12 protein-coding genes are annotated in these 18622 nt (G+C 72.7%); 4 read left to right on the forward strand and 8 right to left on the reverse strand.

The annotated features are described in order from the left end of the window. The 5 genes from IH26_RS53895 to pdhA all read right to left on the reverse strand — a co-directional run bounded on the left by IH26_RS53895 (nucleotide 1) and on the right by pdhA (nucleotide 8072). Entirely contained in the window at nucleotides 1-3993 is a 3993-nt protein-coding gene (locus IH26_RS53895; protein ID WP_034215857.1) for an LppU/SCO3897 family protein, read from the reverse strand. A 312-nt stretch (nucleotides 3994-4305) separates the two neighbouring features. After that, nucleotides 4306-4443 (reverse strand): hypothetical protein, encoded by a 138-nt coding sequence (locus IH26_RS61380; RefSeq protein WP_169789803.1) that lies wholly within the window; start codon nucleotides 4441-4443, stop codon nucleotides 4306-4308. A gap of 136 nt (nucleotides 4444-4579) precedes the next feature. Then, on the reverse strand, nucleotides 4580-5941 hold the full coding sequence (locus IH26_RS0123580) for a dihydrolipoamide acetyltransferase family protein (protein WP_030438405.1): 1362 nt from the start codon (nucleotides 5939-5941) through the stop codon (nucleotides 4580-4582). A gap of 5 nt (nucleotides 5942-5946) precedes the next feature. Next, complete coding sequence (locus IH26_RS0123585) at nucleotides 5947-6936, reverse strand: alpha-ketoacid dehydrogenase subunit beta (RefSeq protein ID WP_169789809.1); 990 nt, start codon at nucleotides 6934-6936, stop codon at nucleotides 5947-5949. Further along, complete coding sequence (gene pdhA, locus IH26_RS0123590; RefSeq protein ID WP_030438407.1) at nucleotides 6933-8072, reverse strand: pyruvate dehydrogenase (acetyl-transferring) E1 component subunit alpha; 1140 nt, start codon at nucleotides 8070-8072, stop codon at nucleotides 6933-6935. The genes IH26_RS0123585 and pdhA overlap by 4 nt, the downstream gene beginning before the upstream one ends. A 388-nt stretch (nucleotides 8073-8460) precedes the next feature. Between pdhA and IH26_RS0123595 the strand changes: the two genes are divergently transcribed. Next, nucleotides 8461-9417: a hypothetical protein gene (locus IH26_RS0123595; RefSeq protein WP_030438408.1), complete on the forward strand. Its 957-nt coding sequence runs from the start codon at nucleotides 8461-8463 to the stop codon at nucleotides 9415-9417. Nucleotides 9418-9425: 8 nt separating this feature from the next. Here the strand turns inward: IH26_RS0123595 and IH26_RS0123600 are convergent, their stop codons facing one another. From IH26_RS0123600 to IH26_RS0123610, 3 genes are read right to left on the reverse strand one after another with little or no spacing between them, the layout of a single operon-like run. Continuing rightward, the gene (locus IH26_RS0123600) at nucleotides 9426-10631 is read right to left on the reverse strand and encodes a hypothetical protein (RefSeq protein ID WP_030438409.1); all 1206 of its coding nucleotides are present in this window, start codon (nucleotides 10629-10631) and stop codon (nucleotides 9426-9428) included. A gap of 34 nt (nucleotides 10632-10665) precedes the next feature. Beyond that, the gene (locus IH26_RS0123605; RefSeq protein WP_030438410.1) at nucleotides 10666-12348 is read right to left on the reverse strand and encodes a GTPase; all 1683 of its coding nucleotides are present in this window, start codon (nucleotides 12346-12348) and stop codon (nucleotides 10666-10668) included. Continuing rightward, nucleotides 12345-13982, reverse strand: a complete 1638-nt coding sequence (locus IH26_RS0123610; protein ID WP_245665444.1) for a GTPase domain-containing protein — start codon at nucleotides 13980-13982, stop codon at nucleotides 12345-12347. The genes IH26_RS0123605 and IH26_RS0123610 overlap by 4 nt, the downstream gene beginning before the upstream one ends. A 776-nt stretch (nucleotides 13983-14758) precedes the next feature. Here IH26_RS0123610 and dnaK point away from each other — a divergent pair. The 3 genes from dnaK (at nucleotide 14759) to dnaJ (ending at nucleotide 18608) form a co-directional block, all read left to right on the forward strand. Further along, on the forward strand, nucleotides 14759-16633 hold the full coding sequence (gene dnaK, locus IH26_RS0123615) for a molecular chaperone DnaK (RefSeq protein ID WP_030438412.1): 1875 nt from the start codon (nucleotides 14759-14761) through the stop codon (nucleotides 16631-16633). After that, the gene (gene grpE / locus IH26_RS0123620; RefSeq protein WP_030438413.1) at nucleotides 16630-17271 is read left to right on the forward strand and encodes a nucleotide exchange factor GrpE; all 642 of its coding nucleotides are present in this window, start codon (nucleotides 16630-16632) and stop codon (nucleotides 17269-17271) included. Before dnaK ends, grpE begins: the two co-directional genes overlap by 4 nt. A gap of 146 nt (nucleotides 17272-17417) precedes the next feature. After that, entirely contained in the window at nucleotides 17418-18608 is a 1191-nt protein-coding gene (gene dnaJ / locus IH26_RS0123625) for a molecular chaperone DnaJ (RefSeq protein ID WP_030438414.1), read from the forward strand. The last annotated feature ends 14 nt before the right edge of the window (nucleotides 18609-18622 follow it).

An 18622-nucleotide genomic window follows, 5' to 3' on the forward strand; every position in this document is an offset into this window, starting at 1 on the left:
TCAGCTCTTCGGTTTCAGGCACAGAATCTGCGTTTTGCCGTCGTTGGTGGGGTTCTGCACGTACGGCTGCTTCGGGTCCTCGCACTTGGTGTGGTCATCGACGATCGACACCACTGTGAAGGCCGACGCGTCGCTGCAGTCCGCCTTCACCGCGGCGTTGCCGTTGCGCTTCACGCAGTCCCCGGTGCTGACGCTGATCGCCTTGCTCTTGTCACCGGCCACCAGGTAGACGATGCCGAGCGCGACGCCGAGCAGCAGCACCGCGCCGACCACGACCGCGATCAGGATCGGCGCGACCCGCACGCGCGGCGTATCGGGCTTGCTGGGGGCGGCCTCGGTCTCCGGCTTGAACTGGTCGAAACGCCCCTGATCGGGCCGGCTCGGCCAGTTGGTGGTGTCGTCCGGGCTCGGCGGCGTCACGGTCGCCCGGCTCGCCGCGCCGGAGAAGTCCGGAGCGGCACCGTTCAGGCCCTGCGCCGGGTAGGGCGCGGTGCCATTGGGGCTGGGCGGCGGGAAGCTCTGGGCCGGGAACGGCGCGGTGCCGTTCGGGCTGGCCGACGGGAACGGAGAGCCCTGCGGCGGGAAATCGCCGCCCGGGTTCGGCGGGGCGTACGGGTTGTCGCGCCCGGCGATATCCGTGGTGAGCTCGCTGTACTGCTCCGGGGGGTTGCTGTTGCTCGGGGCGGGGCTGAAGAACTCGGCGAATGCCGGGCCACCGGGCGGCGGACCGGACGGCGCCGGGCCGCTCGTCTCGCCGAACGGCATTGCGCGCGGCGGCTCGCCACCGAAGGACGGCGGGTCGGCCGGGGCACCGGAGCTGGGGAAATCCGCGGGCGGGGCGACGCGGGCGCTCGCCGAGGCGCGCGCGGTGGCGCGGGCCGGCGACTGCGGAACGATGCCCTGGGCGGGTTCGCCGGCGGGTCCGTTGTGGTCACCCTGGTTTTGCGGGTACGCCGGGGAGCCGAACCCGCCGGGCGAGCCGGGCGCGCCGGGCGCGCTGAATTCGCCGGGTGTGCCGGAGGTACCGGGCGCACCGAATCCGCCAGGTGCGCTGAACTCGCCGGGTGTGCCGGGCGCGCTGAACCCGTTGGGTGCGCCGGGCGCGCCGAACCCGGCGGGTGCGCCGGGGGTGCCAGGCGCGCCGAACTCGCTGGGCGCGCCGGAGGTGCCAGGTGCGCCGAAGCCGCCGGGTGCGCCGGAGGTGCCGAACGCATCGGGTGCGCCGAACCCGCCGGAGGCCGGCCGGTCGTCGAACGATGGCTGCGCGCCAGGAGGCTCCTCGGGCTCGGCCTCGGGCTCCGCCGGGGCTGGGCGGCCGTAGACGCGGGCCTGCGGCGCGGCGACCGGCGGCGGGATCTCGCCCGGGTCGACCGGCGCGACCCGGCTGGCCGACGGGACCGAGGCGCTCGCGGTGACCGGGCGGGCCGAACCGACCGCGGCCGGGTGCTCGACGGGGTCACGCGGGGCGGGCACCGTGCCGTTGCGACTCTCGGCGGCGACCGGCGAACCGGCCGGGGCGCCGCCGAGCGAGGCGCCGGGCACCCGCTGCGGGTATCCGCCGTCCTGGGTCTCGGGGCGACGGTAGAGGGAGTGCTCGTCCGGGGCGTCGGGCGCGGCGCCGAAGGCCGGCTGCCCGGGCTCGAACGGCGAAGCGGGACGATCACCGAACGGCGCCGGCGAAGCGGGACGCTCACCGAAGGCCGCAGGCGCGGCCCCAGGGCGCTCGCCGAACGGAGCCGGGGACGCGGGACGCTCGCCGAAGGCTGCGGCTGCGGATCCGGGGCGCTCGCCGAAGGGAGCTGGGGACGCCGGGCGCTCGCCGAGGGGAGCCGGGGACGCGGGGCGCTCGCTGTAGGCCGCGGCCGCGGAGCCCGGGCGCTCGCCGAACGACGCCGGCGGCTCACCGAACGGCGCGACGGGCCCAGAAGCGGGCCGCTCACCGAACGGCGCGGCGGACCCAGAAGCGGGCCGCTCACCGAACGGCGCTGCAGACCCGGAGACGGGACGATCACCGAACGGCGCCCCGGGCCCGGAAGCGGGTCGCTCGCCGAACGGCCCGGCGGGCCGCTCGCCGTAGGGTGCGGCGGACCCGGAGACGGGCCGCTCAGCGGCCGGCCGGGCGCCGAAGGGCGATGCCTCGTCGGAGTCGCCCGGGCCGAACGGGGAAGCCTCATTGCCGAACTGGGCGGCCGGCGGAGCGGACTCGTAGGCGGCGGGCGAAGCCGGCCGGGCCGAGCCATAAGCCGGCTGGTCGGCACCGAACGGCGCGGCGGGCGGCTCGAGCGGCGAGCCGGCCTGCGGACGGGCCGATCCGAACGCCGGACCACCGGCACCCGGCGACTGCTCGCCCGGCACGGACCGGCCGAACGGGTCGGGCAGCCCACCGCGACCGGGCTCGGCAGCGGGCGGCTGCTCGGCCCCGGACCGGCGTCCGAACGGATCCCCCTGCGCGTCCCGGGAGGGGCGCCCATAGGGATCGCCCTGCCCGTCCGACGAAGGGCGCCCATAGGGATCGCCCTGCCCGTCCAAGGAGGGTCGCCCATAGGGATCGCCCTGCTGGTCAGCCGACCGACGTCCGAACGGGTCGCCCTGCTGGTCGTTCAAGGCTGCGGGCCGGCGCCCGAACGGGTCGCCCTGCTGGTCGTTCAAGGCTGCGGGCCGGCGCCCGAACGGGTCGCCCTGCTCGTCGCCCGAGACCCCCGGCCGGCGCCCGAACGGGTCGGACGGCTGGTCGTCAGGCGAGGCGGTCGAGGCGTTCAGGCGGCGGCCGAACGGGGCGCCCGACTGCTCCTCCGGGTTGGCGTCCGGCGGCTGGCCGAACGCGCTGAACGACGGCTCCGGCTGGGCCGACCCCGGCGGCGGCCCGAACGGCGCGTGCTGGCTGCGGATCGGCAGGTCGGTGACGGGCGCGGGCGGCTGGGCGGCCGGCAGCTCGGACTTGGGCTCGGCCATCGGTGGCGCCGGCGGCACGGTGGCCGCGCCCCGCAGCGGGAAGCCGCCACTCTCGCCCCGCCGGGTCGGGAAGCTCCCGCCCCGCAGCGGGAAGCCAGTGCCCTCGTCGGGGTTGCCGCCGCGGAGCGGGAAAGCGCTGCCCTCGTCGGGGTTGCCGCCGCGGAGCGGGAAGCCGCTCCCTTCGTCGGGGTTGCCGCCCCGGAGCGGGAAGCCGCTCCCCTCGTCAGGGCTGCCGCCGCGGAGCGGGAAGCCGCCGCTCTGCGGGCGGACCGCCGGCGGCGCGTCGGGCAGGTCGCCGAGCGTCGCGCCGGGCACCCGGACACGCTGGTCACCGAAGACGGAGACGCCGGGCGGACGCCCGGTGGCCGGGTCGACCTCGGGGCCGGCGGCCGGCGGGGGCGGCGGAACCATGCCGCGACCGGGCGTGCCGGCCGCGAAGCCGTCGAACTCGCCGATCGTGGCCGGGTCGACCGCGGCCGGAGTGCGCTGCGGCAGCGGGAGCGGGTTGCCCCCGCCGTCGGCCGGCGCGGGGGCCTGCTGCGGCGCCCACGCCGAGCGCGGCGGCTCGGGGGCGTTGCCGGAGGCAGGGACAAAAGGCGAATCGGAAGAACCGGCCGGAGCGGGCGGCGCGAACGGCGAGGAGGCCCCATTCGGCGTGGCCGTCCCGTACGAGGACGCGGCAGTGCCCGGCGAGACCGAACCGTACGGCGAGGCGACCCGCTGCGGGAGCGCGCCGTTGTCCCCCTCGAGCTGCGGCACCCGGGCCGACCCGTACGAGGTGCCGGGCTGGCCGGCGGGCCGGGCCGCGTCGGAGCCCGAGCCGAAGGTGCGGACCGCGGGCACCACGAACGGCGAGCCGCCGTTCGGCGTGGCCGGCGGCGGCGGAGCGTACGAGCTGGGGAAACCATCGGCGGGCGGCGGTGCGGAGGCCCGGCCGGCGGCCCGGCGTCCGTCCGCGTCCGGCGGGAAGTCGTCCGACTCGGGACCGCCCGACGTGGCCTCGGCCGGTTGCATACCGGCGTACTGCCCCTCGGACGTCATGAGCGCCTCCTCGTCAAATCGGCCGTGCCAGCTTTGCACGGACGCGACTCACCGGCGAATCGGACCGGCGCGCCGTGCCCCACTCTCCGGCGAGGGCCATGCGGGACCTCGAACGACGCGGGTGCGCCAGGCCCAGTTCCTCGTCGACCGGCCGAGTCGGCTGGGAACCGTGCCCAACCGTACCGGGCCGGAGCGAGGTGAGGAATCCCGGTGTACGCCCGGAAGGGGACCGTGAACGGATCTTTAAGGGTGTCTTGAAAGACGAAAGGGCCCGTCCGGATGTTCCCGGACGGGCCCTCGTAACGCTCTGGATCAGAAGGTCTTGCGCTGCGCGAAGATGGCGATCTCGTGGCGCATCGACTCGGTCGGCGCGGACTGCCACGCCCGGTCGAAGGCCCGGTTCTCGCGGTTGATCATCCGGCGCTGGCGGACACGGTCGATGATGCTCATGGTGCGGGTCACATCCCTGCTCTGTTCTAGGTAAGTCCATGGTGACTCGCCTAGAACAGAGCGGCAAACGATTTAGGGGGTGATGGTCAGCACTAGCCTAACGATCGAAGGTCGAAATAATCGGTCGCCTAACTTTCTACGTCCAGGACAGCAGGGTCGCTTCTGGGTCGGTGAGGAACTCGCCGACGTCCCGGAGGAACTTCGAGCCCAGCTCGCCGTCGATGATCCGGTGGTCGAAGGAGAGCCCCAGGGTGGTCACCTGGCGGATCTTGATCTTGTCCTTGTGCACCCATGGCGTGGGCTTGACCGAGCCGAACGCCAGGATCGCCGACTCACCCGGCGGCAGGATCGGGGTGCCGGTGTCGACGCCGAAGACGCCGACGTTGGTGATCGAGAGGGTGCCGCCGGCCATGTCCGCCGGCGGGGTCCTGCCCGACCTCGCCACTTGCACAAGTGTGTTCAGCGCCTCGGCCAGCTCCCGCAACGTGAGACGCCCGGCGTCCTTGATGTTGGGAACGATGAGGCCCCGCTCGGTCGCCGCGGCGATGCCGAGATTCACATATTCCTTGACCACGATCTCGCCGGTCGCGCCGGACCAGGTCGAGTTGACCATCGGGTGCCGCTTGGCCGCGAGCAGCACGGCCTTGGCCACCAGCAGCAGCGGCGAGACGCGTACGTCCTGGAACTCGCGACGTCCCTTGATCTTCTCGAGCGCCTTCATGCTGCGCGTGACGTCGACGGTGAGGAACTCGGTGACGTGCGGCGCGGTGAACGCCGAGGCCACCATGTTCTCCGCGGTCAGCTTCCGGACCCCCTTGACCGGGATCCGCTGCTCGCGGGCGGTGTCGAAAACCGCGGGGGCAGGGGCGGCCGCCACCGGTTGCGCCGCCGCCTTGTGTACGTCGTCCCGGGTCACCGAACCCATCGGCCCGCTGCCGGTGATCGACGTCAGGTCGACGCCCATATCCCGGGCCAGCTTCCGCACGGGGGGCTTGGCCAGGACCGGCCCGCTGGGCACCGGCTCCGGCTCCGGAGCCGGGGGCGGCGCCGCCGGCGTTGACGGCGTCGACGGCGTACCCACTCGGGGTCGACGCTTGGCGATAGTGGTTCGCGGGCCGTAACCCACCAGGACCGCCGTCCGGCCGCCTGGGGCCGGACCACCGATCAGGCCCGGCTCGACCGCGCCCTCGGCGGGCGCCACCTCGACCGCCGCCAGCGACTCGGCCGACGGCTCGGGCAGCGCGCCCGCCGACGGGTCGGTGTCGATCGCGACGATCGGCGCGCCCACCTCGACCGTGGTGCCGGCCTCGTGGAAGATCTGGGTGACCACCCCGGCCCACTTCGCCGGGATCTCCACCGCCGCCTTCGCCGTCTCCACCTCGACGATCGGCTGGTTCAGCTCGATCGTGTCGCCCACCTTGACCAGCCAGGAGAGGATCTCTCCCTCGGTCAGGCCCTCGCCGAGGTCGGGCAGGGTGAATTCCTTGATCCGCGACATCGGCGTCACCAGCCGTACGAGCGGTCGACGGCGTCCAGCACCCGGTCGAGATCGGGAAGGTACTCCTCCTCGACCCGGGCGGCCGGATAGGGAACGTCGTACCCGGTCACCCGCAGCACCGGCGCCTCGAGCGAGTAGAAACACTCCTCAGTGATCCGGGCCGCCAGCTCGGCGCCCAGGCCCAGGTTGCCCGGCGCCTCGTGCACGACGACGGCCCGGCCGGTGCGCTTCACCGACTCGTACACGGTCGGCATGTCCAGCGGGGAGAGCGAGCGGAGGTCGATGACCTCGAGGTCGCGCCCGTCCTCGGCGGCCGCCGCGGCCGCGTCCAGCGAGGTGCGGACCATCGGCCCGTACGCGAGGATCGTCGCGTCCGTCCCCGGCCGGACCACCCGCGCCGCGTGCAGCGGGAACGCCTCGGCCATCGGGGCCTCCAGCTCGACCTCGCCCTTCTCCCAGTAGCGCCGCTTCGGCTCGAAGAACACGATCGGGTCGTCCGAGGTGATCGCCTGGCGGATCATCGTGTACGCGTCCGCCGGGTTCGCGCAGCTCACGACCTTGAGACCGGGGGTGTGCGCGAAGAGCGCCTCGGGCGACTCGGAGTGGTGCTCGACCGCGCCGATGCCCCCGCCGAACGGAATGCGGATCACGATCGGCAGCCGTACGTTGCCCAGCGAGCGGTAGTACATCTTCGCGACCTGGGCCACGATCTGGTTGAACGCCGGGAACACGAACCCGTCGAACTGGATCTCGCAGACCGGGCGGTAGCCGCGGATGGCCAGGCCGACCGCGGTGCCGACGATGCCCGACTCGGCTAGCGGAGTGTCGATCACGCGGTCCTCGCCGAAGTCCTTCTGCAGGCCGTCGGTGATCCGGAACACGCCGCCGAGCTTGCCGACGTCCTCGCCCATGATGACGACCTTGGGGTCGTCCTCCAGCGAGCGGCGCAGGCCGTGGTTGAGTGCCTTGCCCAGGGTGATCGTCTCGGCCATCAGTGGGCGCTCCCCTCGAACGACGCGTGGTACCGCTCGAACTCGGCCTTCTGGGCCGCGAGTTCGGGCGAGCCGTGCGGGTAGACGTTGTCGAACAGGGTCACCGGCTGCGGGTCCGGCATGGCCAGCACGCGCTCGCGCAGGTCGAGCGCGAGCTTCTTGGCGGCCTCGTCGACCTCGCCGAAGAAGGTGTCGTCGGCAAGCTGCTGTTTGGCGAGGAACGCCTTCATCCGGGCGATCGGGTCCTTCGCCTTCCACGACTCGACCTCGCTGGCGATCCGGTACCGGGTCGGGTCGTCCGAGCTGGTGTGCGCGCCCATCCGGTAGGTGTACGCCTCGATCAGCGTCGGGCCCTGGCCGTTGCGGGCCTGGTCCAGCGCGGCGCGGGTGACCGCGTAGCTGGCCAGCACGTCATTGCCGTCGATCCGGACGCCGGGGAAGCCGTAGCCGAGGGCGCGGCGGTACAGCGGGATGCGGGTCTGCCGCTCGAGCGGCTCGGAGATCGCGTACTGGTTGTTCTGGCAGAAGAAGACGATCGGCGCGTGGAACACGCCGGACCAGACGAACGCCTCGTTGACGTCGCCCTGGCTGGTGGCGCCGTCGCCGAAATACGCGATCACGGCCTCGCCGTCGCCGTTGCCGGTCTTGCCGTCCATCGTGACGCCCATGGCGTAGCCGGTGGCGTGCAGGGTCTGCGAGCCGATGACGATCGTGTACGTGTTGAACTTGAACTCGTTCGGGTCCCAGCCGCCCTGGTCGACGCCGCGGAACAGACCGAACGGCATGATCGGGTCGATCCCGCGGCAGTAGAGGACGCCGTGCTCGCGGTAGGTGGGAAAGGCCATGTCCTGGGGGCGCAGCGCGCGCCCGGAGCCGACCTGGGCCGCCTCCTGACCGAGCAGGCTGGCCCAGATGCCGAGCTCGCCCTGGCGTTGCAGGGCGGTCGCCTCGGCGTCCAGCCGCCGGACCGTCACCAGGTCGCGGTAGAGCTCTCGATACTCGTCATCGGTGAAGTCGACGGTGTACGTCGTGCCGTCCGCGGTGGTGACGCTGTCGACGCGTTCCCCGTCGGGGGTGAGCAGTTGGACGAAGCCGCCGGCCGGGGCGTCCCCGCCGACTTCGCTTTCGCCTGTCGCCATCCGAGTCTCCCTGTTCATCTCTGCGCCCGCGGCGGGGGTTGCCCGTCCGCGCGGCGAACCGCTGGGTCGCCGCGCCTGACCTTGGTGAGGTTGCCGCGCGACGCTTCGGCGTGGGCGGGGGCCCTGCCGCGTAGTGACGACCCCCACCTCGCTGCCGTCAAGTTTCATCCTGACAGAGAACGTGAGCGGCGTTACAGGTCGGGGAGATCACAGTCGCGAAATTCCCCAGACACATCGGTGCCCTTATTTGTCCTATTAAGTGGTTTTCGTACCATCACTACCGTACGAACAGGTAAATTTTCCCGCTGCCCCCGCTCCCATGCGTCGTTCTCCCCTTTGACCGAGACCGATCCACTCGGATCGCTAGTCCCAGGGGAGGGAACCGGCCGTGCCGGAGCAGCCAGACGACGACCGGGTGCCGCCGCTGAAGGTCATGCGGAAGCGGCTGAACGGGGTGTACCGGGCCGATACCGGCTTCTCCGGGCCGACCCGACGGTATGTGCTCATCGTGGCGCTTCTGGTCGGGCTCGCCTCGGTGCCCACGCTCGCGGCGATCACCGCGGGGTCGAGCGAGATCGCCGACGGCGGCACCGACACGATGGACATCCCGTTCCTGCCGCCGGCCTCGCCCGGCCCGATCCAGAGCCCGCCGAACGCCCGGGTGGGCGCGTCGCCGTATGCCTTGCCGCCCGGGGCCGGCGAGGCGATCGCGCGGGCCGGCCGGCTGCTGGGCGAGGCCGGGCGGCGGCACCCCACTACCAAGATCAAGAGACCGAGCATTCCGTACGCCGGAAAGCACTCCACCCCGGAGAGGGATGCGGCCCGCCCGAAAGCCTCCCCGCGCCCGGGCCGGTCGCCGTCGATGGTCGCCTTTCCGCCCCTGCCCGGACTGCCGGCTCTGCCGCACCTGCCCACGGTGAGCGGCCGCTCCGCCCCGCGCAAGCACCACGACGCTGACCCGCCCGCTGACCTGCCGACGGACCCGCCTGCCGACGCACCGACAGACCCGCCGGCGGACATCGTGGATCCGGCCCAGCTCGCCCGATCCGCTTTTCCCGACATGTCGGATGAAGACCACTGCTCCCACCACCACCGCCGGAGGTCAGTCGTGCCCGAACGCCCGCACAACATCCGCGCCGCCAGCATCCTCGAACGCAGCTACGCCCAGGGCAGCCTGAACATGCGTCACCCGCGGACCGACGACAACCGTGCCGACGGCTCCTACCGCGGCAGCCACCGGGCCGGCAGCCGGCACCACACCGACGACCTGCAGGCCGAGCTGCGCAGCTCCCGGGTCGGCCGGCACCACGCCGAGCCGTCGGAGGATCTCACCGGCCGCTGGTAGAACGGCGATCAGGATTCGTCGAGGCGGTGCCGGTTCGCGTCCAGCCAGGCCTCGATCGCGTCGTGGTCGTCCGGGTCGACGCCCTCCGAGATCAGCTGGGCCACCGCCGCGGTCGCCGGGCTGCGCCGCTCGCCGGTCGCGTAGAGCCGGGCGAACTCGGGAATCATCTCCTCGACCAGGTCGTCGGTCTGCACGGCGGCCGCCTCCGGCAGGTTGCGCCGCCGGGCGGTATACGCCGACCAGGCCCGGGTCACCCGGGGCAGCATGGCCGCGTCGTCCATGTCCAGGACCGCCCGGCGGTGCACCCAGTCGAGCAGGAACAGCCCGGCCACCGCGGGACTCCAGCGCAGCGGGTCGGCCCCGGGCAGCGTCGCCGCGTGGTCGAGCAGCAGGCTCAGGCAGAAATGCAGCGACGCCAGCTCGTCGTCCCGGGTGTGGTCGAGCCCGAACCGGGCCGCCTCGGGACCGGCCAGGAAATCGCGGGCCAGCTCGGTGTTGCTCTGGTGCGGCGGCTCGGCCAGCGGCGGGGTGGTCGCCCTCGGCAGCAGCGCTATCCGCGCCGCGGCCAGCGCTCGGTCGGTCGCCAGCGAGCCCTCGGCCGGCAGCGAGCCCAGGCCGTCGGTGATCGCCAGGTGCCGGTCGACCTCGTCGCGCAGGCGGCCCGGGTCTTCCTCGCGGAACCAGGTCAGCTCGTCCTCGGCGCACATCTCGCGCACCTGCTGGAGGATGCGCTCGGCCGAGGCGCCGACGAACACGTCCTTGGTGATGCCGATGTTGTGGTCGACCAGGGCGACGACCGCGTGCTCGGGGCCGCCGTCGGCGTTCTCGTACGCGAACGTGACCAGATAGGACGTCTGGTCGCCGTAGACATCGCCGTACGCGTAGCAGCCGGTCGGGCGTACCCGCCCCAGCTCGGCCGTCCACGCCGGCGCCTGGGCGCCCCGGCGGACCTCCGCGGCGCCCGCCGCGTCGGGCACGAGCGCGGCGAACACCTCGCGGATGGTGGTGGCCGACGCGGTGCGCCGGCGGGTGGTCGCGGAGAGGAACCCGGCGACGAACTCGCGGACGGCCGTGGCCCGGTCGGCCTCGGCCACCGAGTAGACGCTGCCGAGCAGGGCGGTCCCCAACATCTCGGCGTCCAGCGCGCAGTCGAGTTTCGCTACGTCGCGGGCCGCGTGCAGAACCGCCTCGAACGGACTCGATGATGCCGGCATATCGCGAGCGTACCGGCATGTGGACCGCCGGTGACTACTCCGAACGAACGGTCGTGAGCGCTTCCCGCGCCTGCGCGTACGCGTTGAGCACCTCGCGGACCGGCGCCACCACGTACTCCCGGGCGACCTCGGTGACCGACGCGCGCAGCCGCTGCTCGGCCTTGGCCCGGGCGTGCCGGGCACCCCAGTCGACGATCGGCTTGAGCAGCAGCCAGAGCACCAGCCCGGCGATGATGCCGCCGAGCAGCAACAGCGTCGGCATCGGCACCGCGCCCAGCTTCGGGTAGCGCAGCTCGGGCAGGCTGAGCGCGCGTACCGCGTAACCGGCGACCAGCCAGCCGAGCCCGGCCACCGCGGCCGCGGTCAGCAGCCACTGCAGGATGCCGACCGCGCGCCACCACAGCGGCGTACGGTCCGCGCCCAGGTCGGTCTTGGCGATCGCCCGGTCGAGCGCGTCCGGCAGGTCGTCCACCCTCGAGCGGGCCGCGTTGGTCAGCGCGGGCTTCCAGACCTCCGGCAGCGGCGCGGCCGCGCGATCGGCGACCGCCCGCACCGAGAGGCCGACCGCCGACCGCTGCGCGGCGTCCGCCTCGGGCAGCGACGTGCGGGGCACGATGTCGGTGGAGACCGCGTCGGTGACCGGTTTGTCGCCGAGGTGCAGGCGGCGCAGCGGGTCGGGCCGCAGCCGGCGCAGCCCGCGGACGAGCGGCCAGCCGGTGGCGGCCGTGGCGCGATGCCGGTACGACCCCGCCGTGGCGTCCGCGACCGCGCCCACCCCGGCCGACGCGCAGAGCGCCTCGGCGAGCTGGCGGACGGTGGCCCGGTCGACCTCGTCCTCGGCGGCCGGCGGGCCGATCATCACGGTCAGCGGCTCGCTGACGGTCTGCAGGTCGCCGGCGAGCCGGCGCAGCGCGGCCTGCCGGTCGGCGACCGTCTTCTCCAGCGTCTCGCGCAGCTCGTGCAGCATGCCGGGCTGCTTGGCCGAGGTGGCCAGCACCGGCGCGCCGGGCAGGCCGTCCTCCTCGAGCAGCCGGCGCAGGTCGCCGAGGACGACCTCGGTGTCGTTGGTGGAGAGCCGGTCGGCCTGGTTGAGCACCACGATCGTCACGCCGGCGTGCTCGCGGAACTGGGTCAGGTACGCCTGGTGCAGGATCCGGTCGCCGTACTTCTGCGGGTCGACCACCCAGACCACCTGGTCGACCAGCCCGAGCAGGCGATCGACCTCGAGCCGGTGGCTGCGCTCGATCGAGTCGAAATCGGGCAGGTCCAGCAGCACGAGCCCGCGCAGGGCGACCTCGTCGTCGCCGTCCAGCGCGCTCTCCCGGATGAAGCGCTGCCGGGGGAGCACCCCGATCCAGTCGAGCAGCTGGTTGGCCGGTTCGAGCGGCCCCCAGACGCAGGCGTGCGCGGCCCCGGTGGTCGGCCGGCGCACGCCGACCGGCGAGAGCTTGAGCCGGGCCAGCGCGTTGAACAGGCTGGACTTGCCGCTGCCGGTGCTGCCGGCCAGCGCCACCACGGTGTGGTCGCGGGAGAGCGCGAGGCGGGTGCCGGCCCGCTCGACCAGCGTGTGCGCGGCGACCAGCTCGGCGTCCGGCAGGTACGGATCGACCAGGCGCAGGAATTTGCCCAGCGACTCCAGGCGCTGCGCCAGCTCCTCGGCGTCCACTCGGCCGTCGGTATCGGTCAGCGCCCCACGCACCTTCTCAATCAAACTCATGTGGCGCTCCCCGTCAACGCGAGTTCGGCCCGGGCGGCCTCCACGTCGGCCGCGGCCCGGCGCAGGTCGGCCGCCGGCGCCAGGTCGAGCCCGATCGCCGAGGTGCGGTCGGTGTACCGGGCCGCCTCGGCGTCGAGCAGCTCGCCGACCCGGAACAGCAGATCCTCCCGGGCCCGGTTGGCCAGCCCGCGGATCGCCTGGTCGCCGAAGATGGCTTCGAGCACCTTCTGCGCGGCGACGGTGGTGCCGGCGCCGACCGCGACCTCCAGCCCGGTGGGGATGAAGGCGGTCGAGGTGAAGACGGCGATCATAACGGCCAGCCCGGCGCCGTTGACCGCGTAGGCCGCCCCGCGCGCCACCACTCTCTTCTCCGCGCTCTGCTCGCGGACCAGGCCGAGCACCCACTGCTGCCAGTCGCGGACCAGCCGGTCGGCGCGCTCCGGCAGGTCGGCCGAGGCGCGCTGCAGCTCGGGGGTGAGCAGCGCGGCGCCCGCCGGGTGCGCCTGCCAGGCCGAGTACGCCTGCTCGGCCGCGTCGGTCGCCACCCCGCGCAGCAGCGTGACCAGCTGCGACTCCAGGGCGGTCTGCAGGTTGCGGCCGGGCAGCGGGCGGCCGGTGACCGCCGAGACCAGCCGGTCGCGCAGCAGGCCCACCCGGTTCTCCAGGGTGCGCATGAACTCGCCGGTGCCGACGAACTCCTGCCAGCGGGCGAGCACCTCGCCGCGCAGCAGCCGGCCGTCGCGCAGCCCCTCGACCACGGTCTGCCGGGCGGTGCGGTAGGCGACCGTGACCCGCTCGTCCAGCGCGCGGGCGGCCACCGCCTGCTCGTCGGCCGCGTCGGCCAACCCGGCGACGGCCGGGCCGAGCGCCGCCAGCGCGCCGTCCAGGGTCTGCCGGACGACCGCCGACCGGGCGGTGGCGGAGGCCGCGAGCTGCCCGAACCAGTCGTGCAGCGGCCCGATCACGTCCTCGGCGATCAGCCCCTGGCCGTCCAGCGTGGTCTCCGGCAGCACGAACAGCGGGGCGGCGCCCAGGTTCCGGGCGGCCAGCATCTCCCGCAGGTGGGCGGTGACCTCGCCGGCTGCCTCGCCGGGCACCCGGTCGAGCACGAGCGCGATCACGGTGCCGCGCAGCCGGGCGGTGGTCAGCAGCTCCCAGGGCACGTTGTCGGCGTACCGGGCCGCGGTAGTCACGAACAGCCACAGATCGGCGGCGGCGAGCAGCTGCGCGGCCAGCTTCCGGTTGCCCTCGACCACCGAGTCGATGTCCGGCGCGTCCAGGAAGGCGAGGCCGGAGCCGAGGGCGGGGGCGGACACGATCTGGAGCGTACGGGGATCGGCGCTGGACTCCGGCGTGCGGACCAGGCCCGGCAGCAGCTGGCCCTGACGGAACCAGGGCAGGTCGGACGGGTTGCTGACCAGCACCGGCGAGCGGGTCGTCGGGCGCAGCACCCCGGCGACGCTGACCGGGGCCCGGACCAGGCTGTTGACCAGGGTGGACTTGCCCGCACCGGTGGAGCCGCCGACCACCACGAGCAACGGTGCGTCCAGCCGAGCCAGCCGGGGCAGCAGGTAGTCGTCGAGCTGGGCGACGAGCGCGGCACCGACCCGGCGGGCCTCCTCGGCCGAGGGCATGACCAGCGGGTACGGCGCGCCGCCGATCGCCGCCCGGAGCTGGCTCAGCGCCGTGGCGAGCCGCCCGACGGCGGCCGGCGGCTCGGCGATCACGGGCTCGCCGACATACGGCTCAACCGCCGCCGAGGGCTCAGCGGCCTCGCCAGTAACCGGCTCGACAGCAACGGGCGGGTCGGTCGGCCCGGTGATCGTTGTCTCATCCTCGCCCGGCGTGGCGGCGTTTTGTCCGCTTTCCGGGGCGGGTGAATTCTCGGTTACCGACTCATGATCATCAGGGTTGGGGGCCTCCGCCGCTAACTCGCCCTTAAGGTTTTGATCACTCTCCGCGATCGGCTCGGGGGCGGGCGACGGCTCGTCGTCCGCTGGATCCGGATGTGAGCTATCAGCCTTTAGTCCGCTTTTGGGTGGTGGGTGGGGCGGTTGGATGGGTGACACGACGGCATCCGTAGCATCAGAGTTGTTCCCGGCATCGGTCGAAACCGCGCTCGTCAGGCCCTTCTCGTCCGATCCGGCAGGCTCTTGCGTTGCGGCGTCCACGGCGGAAAGGGCCGATGGACCGACCGCGTCACCGTGCGTCGTCACGCGTAAAGAGTGCCTGATCTATGCATGCAGGACAACTGGTACCGGTATGCCGTGACCGGACAGGTATCTACCGAGGTGCTGGCGGGAGGACGTTCTTGCGCCGAGTTGGCTCAACTTGGATTTGACGGGTGGCGACCCCGTGGCATCATTGAGTCGGTTCCACTCAACCTTGTCCCTGAAGCGAGGAACACACCATGGCACGTGCGGTCGGCATCGACCTCGGCACCACGAACTCCTGCGTCAGCGTTCTGGAAGGAGGCGAGCCCACCGTCATCGCCAACGCGGAGGGCTCCCGGACGACTCCGTCGATCGTCGCCTTCGCCCGTAACGGTGAAGTGCTCGTCGGCGAGGTCGCCAAGCGCCAGGCGGTGACCAACCCCGACCGGACGATTCGCTCGGTCAAGCGGGAGATCGGCACCAACTGGTCGATCGACATCGATGGCAAGAAGTACACCCCGCAGGAGATCTCCGCGCGGGTGCTGATGAAGCTCAAGCGCGACTCCGAGGCGTACCTCGGCGAGCAGGTCACCGACGCGGTCATCACCGTCCCGGCCTACTTCAACGACGCGCAGCGGCAGGCCACCAAGGAGGCCGGCGAGATCGCGGGGCTGAACGTCCTGCGCATCGTCAACGAGCCCACCGCCGCCGCTCTCGCGTACGGCCTGGACAAGGGCTCCAAGGAGCAGACCGTCCTGGTCTTCGACCTCGGCGGCGGCACCTTCGACGTCTCGCTGCTCGAGCTGGGCGACGGCGTGATCGAGGTCAAGTCCACCTCGGGCGACAACCACCTGGGCGGCGACGACTGGGACCAGCGGATCATCGACCACCTGGTCAAGACCTTCCGCGGCGAGCACGGCATCGACCTGGGCGCCGACAAGATGGCCCTGCAGCGTCTGCGCGAGGCCGCCGAGAAGGCGAAGATCGAGCTGTCCGCGGCGACCACCACGAGCATCAACCTGCCGTACATCACGGCCGGCCCCGACGGCCCGCTGCACCTGGACATGTCGCTCTCCCGGGCCGAGTTCCAGCGCATGACGCAGGACCTGCTCGACCGCTGCAAGGGCCCGTTCGAGTCGGCCATCAAGGACGCTGATGTCAAGCTCTCCGACATCGACCACGTCATCCTGGTCGGCGGCTCGACCCGGATGCCGGCCGTGACCGAGCTGGTCAAGAGCCTCACCGGCAAGGAGCCCAACAAGGGCGTCAACCCGGACGAGGTCGTCGCCGTGGGTGCCGCATTGCAGGCCGGCGTGCTCAAGGGCGAGGTCAAGGACGTCCTGCTGCTCGATGTGACCCCGCTGTCGCTGGGCATCGAGACCAAGGGCGGCATCATGCACAAGCTCGTCGAGCGGAACACGACGATCCCGGCGCACCGCTCCGAGGTCTACACGACCGCCGACGACAACCAGCCCTCGGTGCTCATCCAGGTCTTCCAGGGCGAGCGCGAGATGGCGGCGTACAACAAGAAGCTCGGCACCTTCGAGCTCAGCGGCATCGCGCCGGCCCCGCGCGGCGTACCGCAGATCGAGGTCTCCTTCGACATCGACGCGAACGGCATCGTGCACGTGTCCGCCAAGGACCTGGGCACGGGCAAGGAGCAGAAGATGACGATCACCGGCGGCTCCGCGCTGCCGAAGGACGACATCGAGCGGATGATGCGCGACGCCCAGGACCACGCGGACGAGGACAAGAAGCGCCGCGAGGACGCGGAGACCCGCAACCTGGCCGAGCAGCTGCAGTGGCAGACCGAGAAGTTCCTGGCCGAGAGCGGCGACAAGCTGTCGGAGGACAGCAAGAGCAAGATCGGCGACGCGCTCGGCGAGCTCCGGGGCGCGCTCGGCGGCTCGGACATCGAGAAGATCAAGGCGGCCCACGAGCGGCTCTCGCAGGTCTCCCAGGAGGCCGGCTCGCAGCTCTACTCGCAGGGCGGTGACGGGACCCAGGCGGCCACCGGCGGCGCCGACGGCACCCAGGCCCCCGGCGGCGCGACCGGCGCCGGCCCGGCGGCCGGTGGTAGCGGCGGCGACGACGTGGTGGACGCCGAGATCGTGGAGGACGACAAGAAGTGACTGCCGCGGACGACGAGAACGACGGTCAGGCGACCGAGCGGGTCGTCATCCGGGACCGCCGCAAGATAGACCCGAAGGCCGAGGCGAAGGCGAAAGGCTCCGACGAGGTCAAGGAGAAGCCGGGCGGCGGCGCCCACCGCGCCGCCGACCCGGAGGACGGCGCCGCGGTCCCCGCGGAGGAGGAGCCCAAGCAGCCCGCCCTCGGGGCCGAGCTCGAGGCGTTGCGCGCCGAGCTCGACGAGCGCACGCACGACCTGCAGCGGATCACGGCCGAGTACGCCAACTACCGCAAGCGGGTCGACCGGGACAGGGCGGCCGCCGCCGAGCTCACCACGGGTGCGGTGCTGACCGCGCTGCTGCCGGTGCTCGACGACATCGACCGGGCCCGCGAGCACGGCGACCTGGTCGGGCCGTTCGCCTCGGTGGCGGAATCGCTCACCGCGGTGACCGGCAAGCTCGGGCTCACCGCGATCGGCGAGAAGGGCGACGCGTTCGACCCGAACCGCCACGAGGCGGTCGCGCACCAGACGTCGGCCGACGTCACGGAGCCGACCTGCGTCGAGGTGATGCGCCGGGGCTACACGCTGGGCGAGCGGCTGTTGCGGCCCGCCCTGGTCGCGGTGGCCGACCCGGAGTGATCTCACAGGCTGTGCCGCTACTCAAGCCTGGACTATCAGTCGGCGGAGGCTGTGCCTCTACCCAAGCCTGGACTATCAGTCGGCGGAGCTCGTCCCGCTCACCGCTTGGCGGTGGGCGGGACTACCGCTAGGAGGAGGTGGACGAGATGAGCTCGAAGGACTGGCTCGAGAAGGACTTCTACGCCGTGCTGGGCGTGAACAAGTCCGCCTCAACCGACGAGATCAAGAAGGCGTACCGCAAGCTCGCCCGCGATCTGCACCCCGACCGGAACCCGGACAACCGGGAGGCCGAGGAGAAGTTCAAGGCCGCTTCCGAGGCGTACGACGTGCTCTCCGACGACAAGAAGCGCAAAGAGTACGACGAGATGCGCTCGCTGTTCGGCTCGGGCGCGTTCCGCCGTGGGGCGCGCTCCGGCGGTCAGCAGTTCGACCCGTCCGACCTGTTCGGCGGGTTCTCCAACGCCGGCGCGGCGGGCGGCGCGGGCGACCGGCGCTTCGGCGGTGCGGGGTTCTCGGACATCTTCAGCTCGATCTTCTCGGGCGGGGGTCCGGGCGGCGGCGCGGCCCGGCGCGGCCCACGCCGCGGGCGGGACGTGGAGACCGAGGTGACCCTCGATTTCCCCCAGGCGGTCCGCGGCACGACGTTGCCGCTGACGCTGCGGTCGGCCGGCGAGTGCGACACCTGCCACGGCAGCGGGGCCAAGCCCGGCACCTCGCCGCGGACCTGCCCGCACTGCAACGGCAGCGGCCTGATCTCGCGGAACCAGGGCTCGTTCAGCTTCTCCGAGCCGTGCCGCGAGTGCCAGGGCGCCGGGACGATCGTCGACGAGAAGTGCTCGGAGTGCCGCGGCACCGGCGGGGTCACCAAGACCCGCACGATCAACGTCCGCTTCCCGGCGGGCGTGGCCGACGGGCAGCGGATCCGGCTGAGTGGCCGGGGCGAGCCCGGCGACCGCGGCGGCCCGGCCGGCGACCTGTACGTGCAGGTCGGCGTCCGGCCGGACGAGATCTTCGGGCGCAGCGGGGACGACCTCACGCTGACCCTGCCGATCAGCATCGCCGAGGCGGTGCTCGGCGCCGACCTGCGGGTGCCCACGCTGGACGGCCCGGTGACCATGCGGGTCCCGCCCGGCACGCCGAGCGGGCGCAAGCTGCGGGCCCGGGGCAAGGGCGTGGCCCGCAAGAACGGACCACCCGGGGATCTGATCGTCACGGTCGACGTGCAGGTGCCCGACGGTGTCACGGGGGAAGCACGCGACGCACTGGAGCGTTTCGCGAAACTGACCCCGCCGGCTGGGCGGGAACGGCTCGAGGCGCGCGTGCGCCGGAGCAGTTAGGTCCTGATCGGGAG

Source organism: Actinoplanes subtropicus, assembly GCF_000721705.1.
GTDB lineage: Bacteria > Actinomycetota > Actinomycetes > Mycobacteriales > Micromonosporaceae > Actinoplanes > Actinoplanes subtropicus.

Excerpts from the sequence above, each read along its gene's own strand:
- IH26_RS53895 (WP_034215857.1), bottom strand. The coding sequence starts at position 3,993 with ATGACGTCCGAGGGGCAGTACGCCGGTATGCAACCGGCCGAGGCCACG.
- IH26_RS61380 (WP_169789803.1), bottom strand. The coding sequence starts at position 4,443 with ATGAGCATCATCGACCGTGTCCGCCAGCGCCGGATGATCAACCGCGAG.
- dnaK (WP_030438412.1), top strand. The coding sequence starts at position 14,759 with ATGGCACGTGCGGTCGGCATCGACCTCGGCACCACGAACTCCTGCGTC.
- IH26_RS0123580 (WP_030438405.1), bottom strand. The coding sequence starts at position 5,941 with ATGTCGCGGATCAAGGAATTCACCCTGCCCGACCTCGGCGAGGGCCTG.
- pdhA (WP_030438407.1), bottom strand. The coding sequence starts at position 8,072 with ATGGCGACAGGCGAAAGCGAAGTCGGCGGGGACGCCCCGGCCGGCGGC.
- IH26_RS0123600 (WP_030438409.1), bottom strand. The coding sequence starts at position 10,631 with ATGCCGGCATCATCGAGTCCGTTCGAGGCGGTTCTGCACGCGGCCCGC.
- IH26_RS0123610 (WP_245665444.1), bottom strand. The coding sequence starts at position 13,982 with ATGCCCTCGGCCGAGGAGGCCCGCCGGGTCGGTGCCGCGCTCGTCGCC.
- dnaJ (WP_030438414.1), top strand. The coding sequence starts at position 17,418 with ATGAGCTCGAAGGACTGGCTCGAGAAGGACTTCTACGCCGTGCTGGGC.
- IH26_RS0123605 (WP_030438410.1), bottom strand. The coding sequence starts at position 12,348 with ATGAGTTTGATTGAGAAGGTGCGTGGGGCGCTGACCGATACCGACGGC.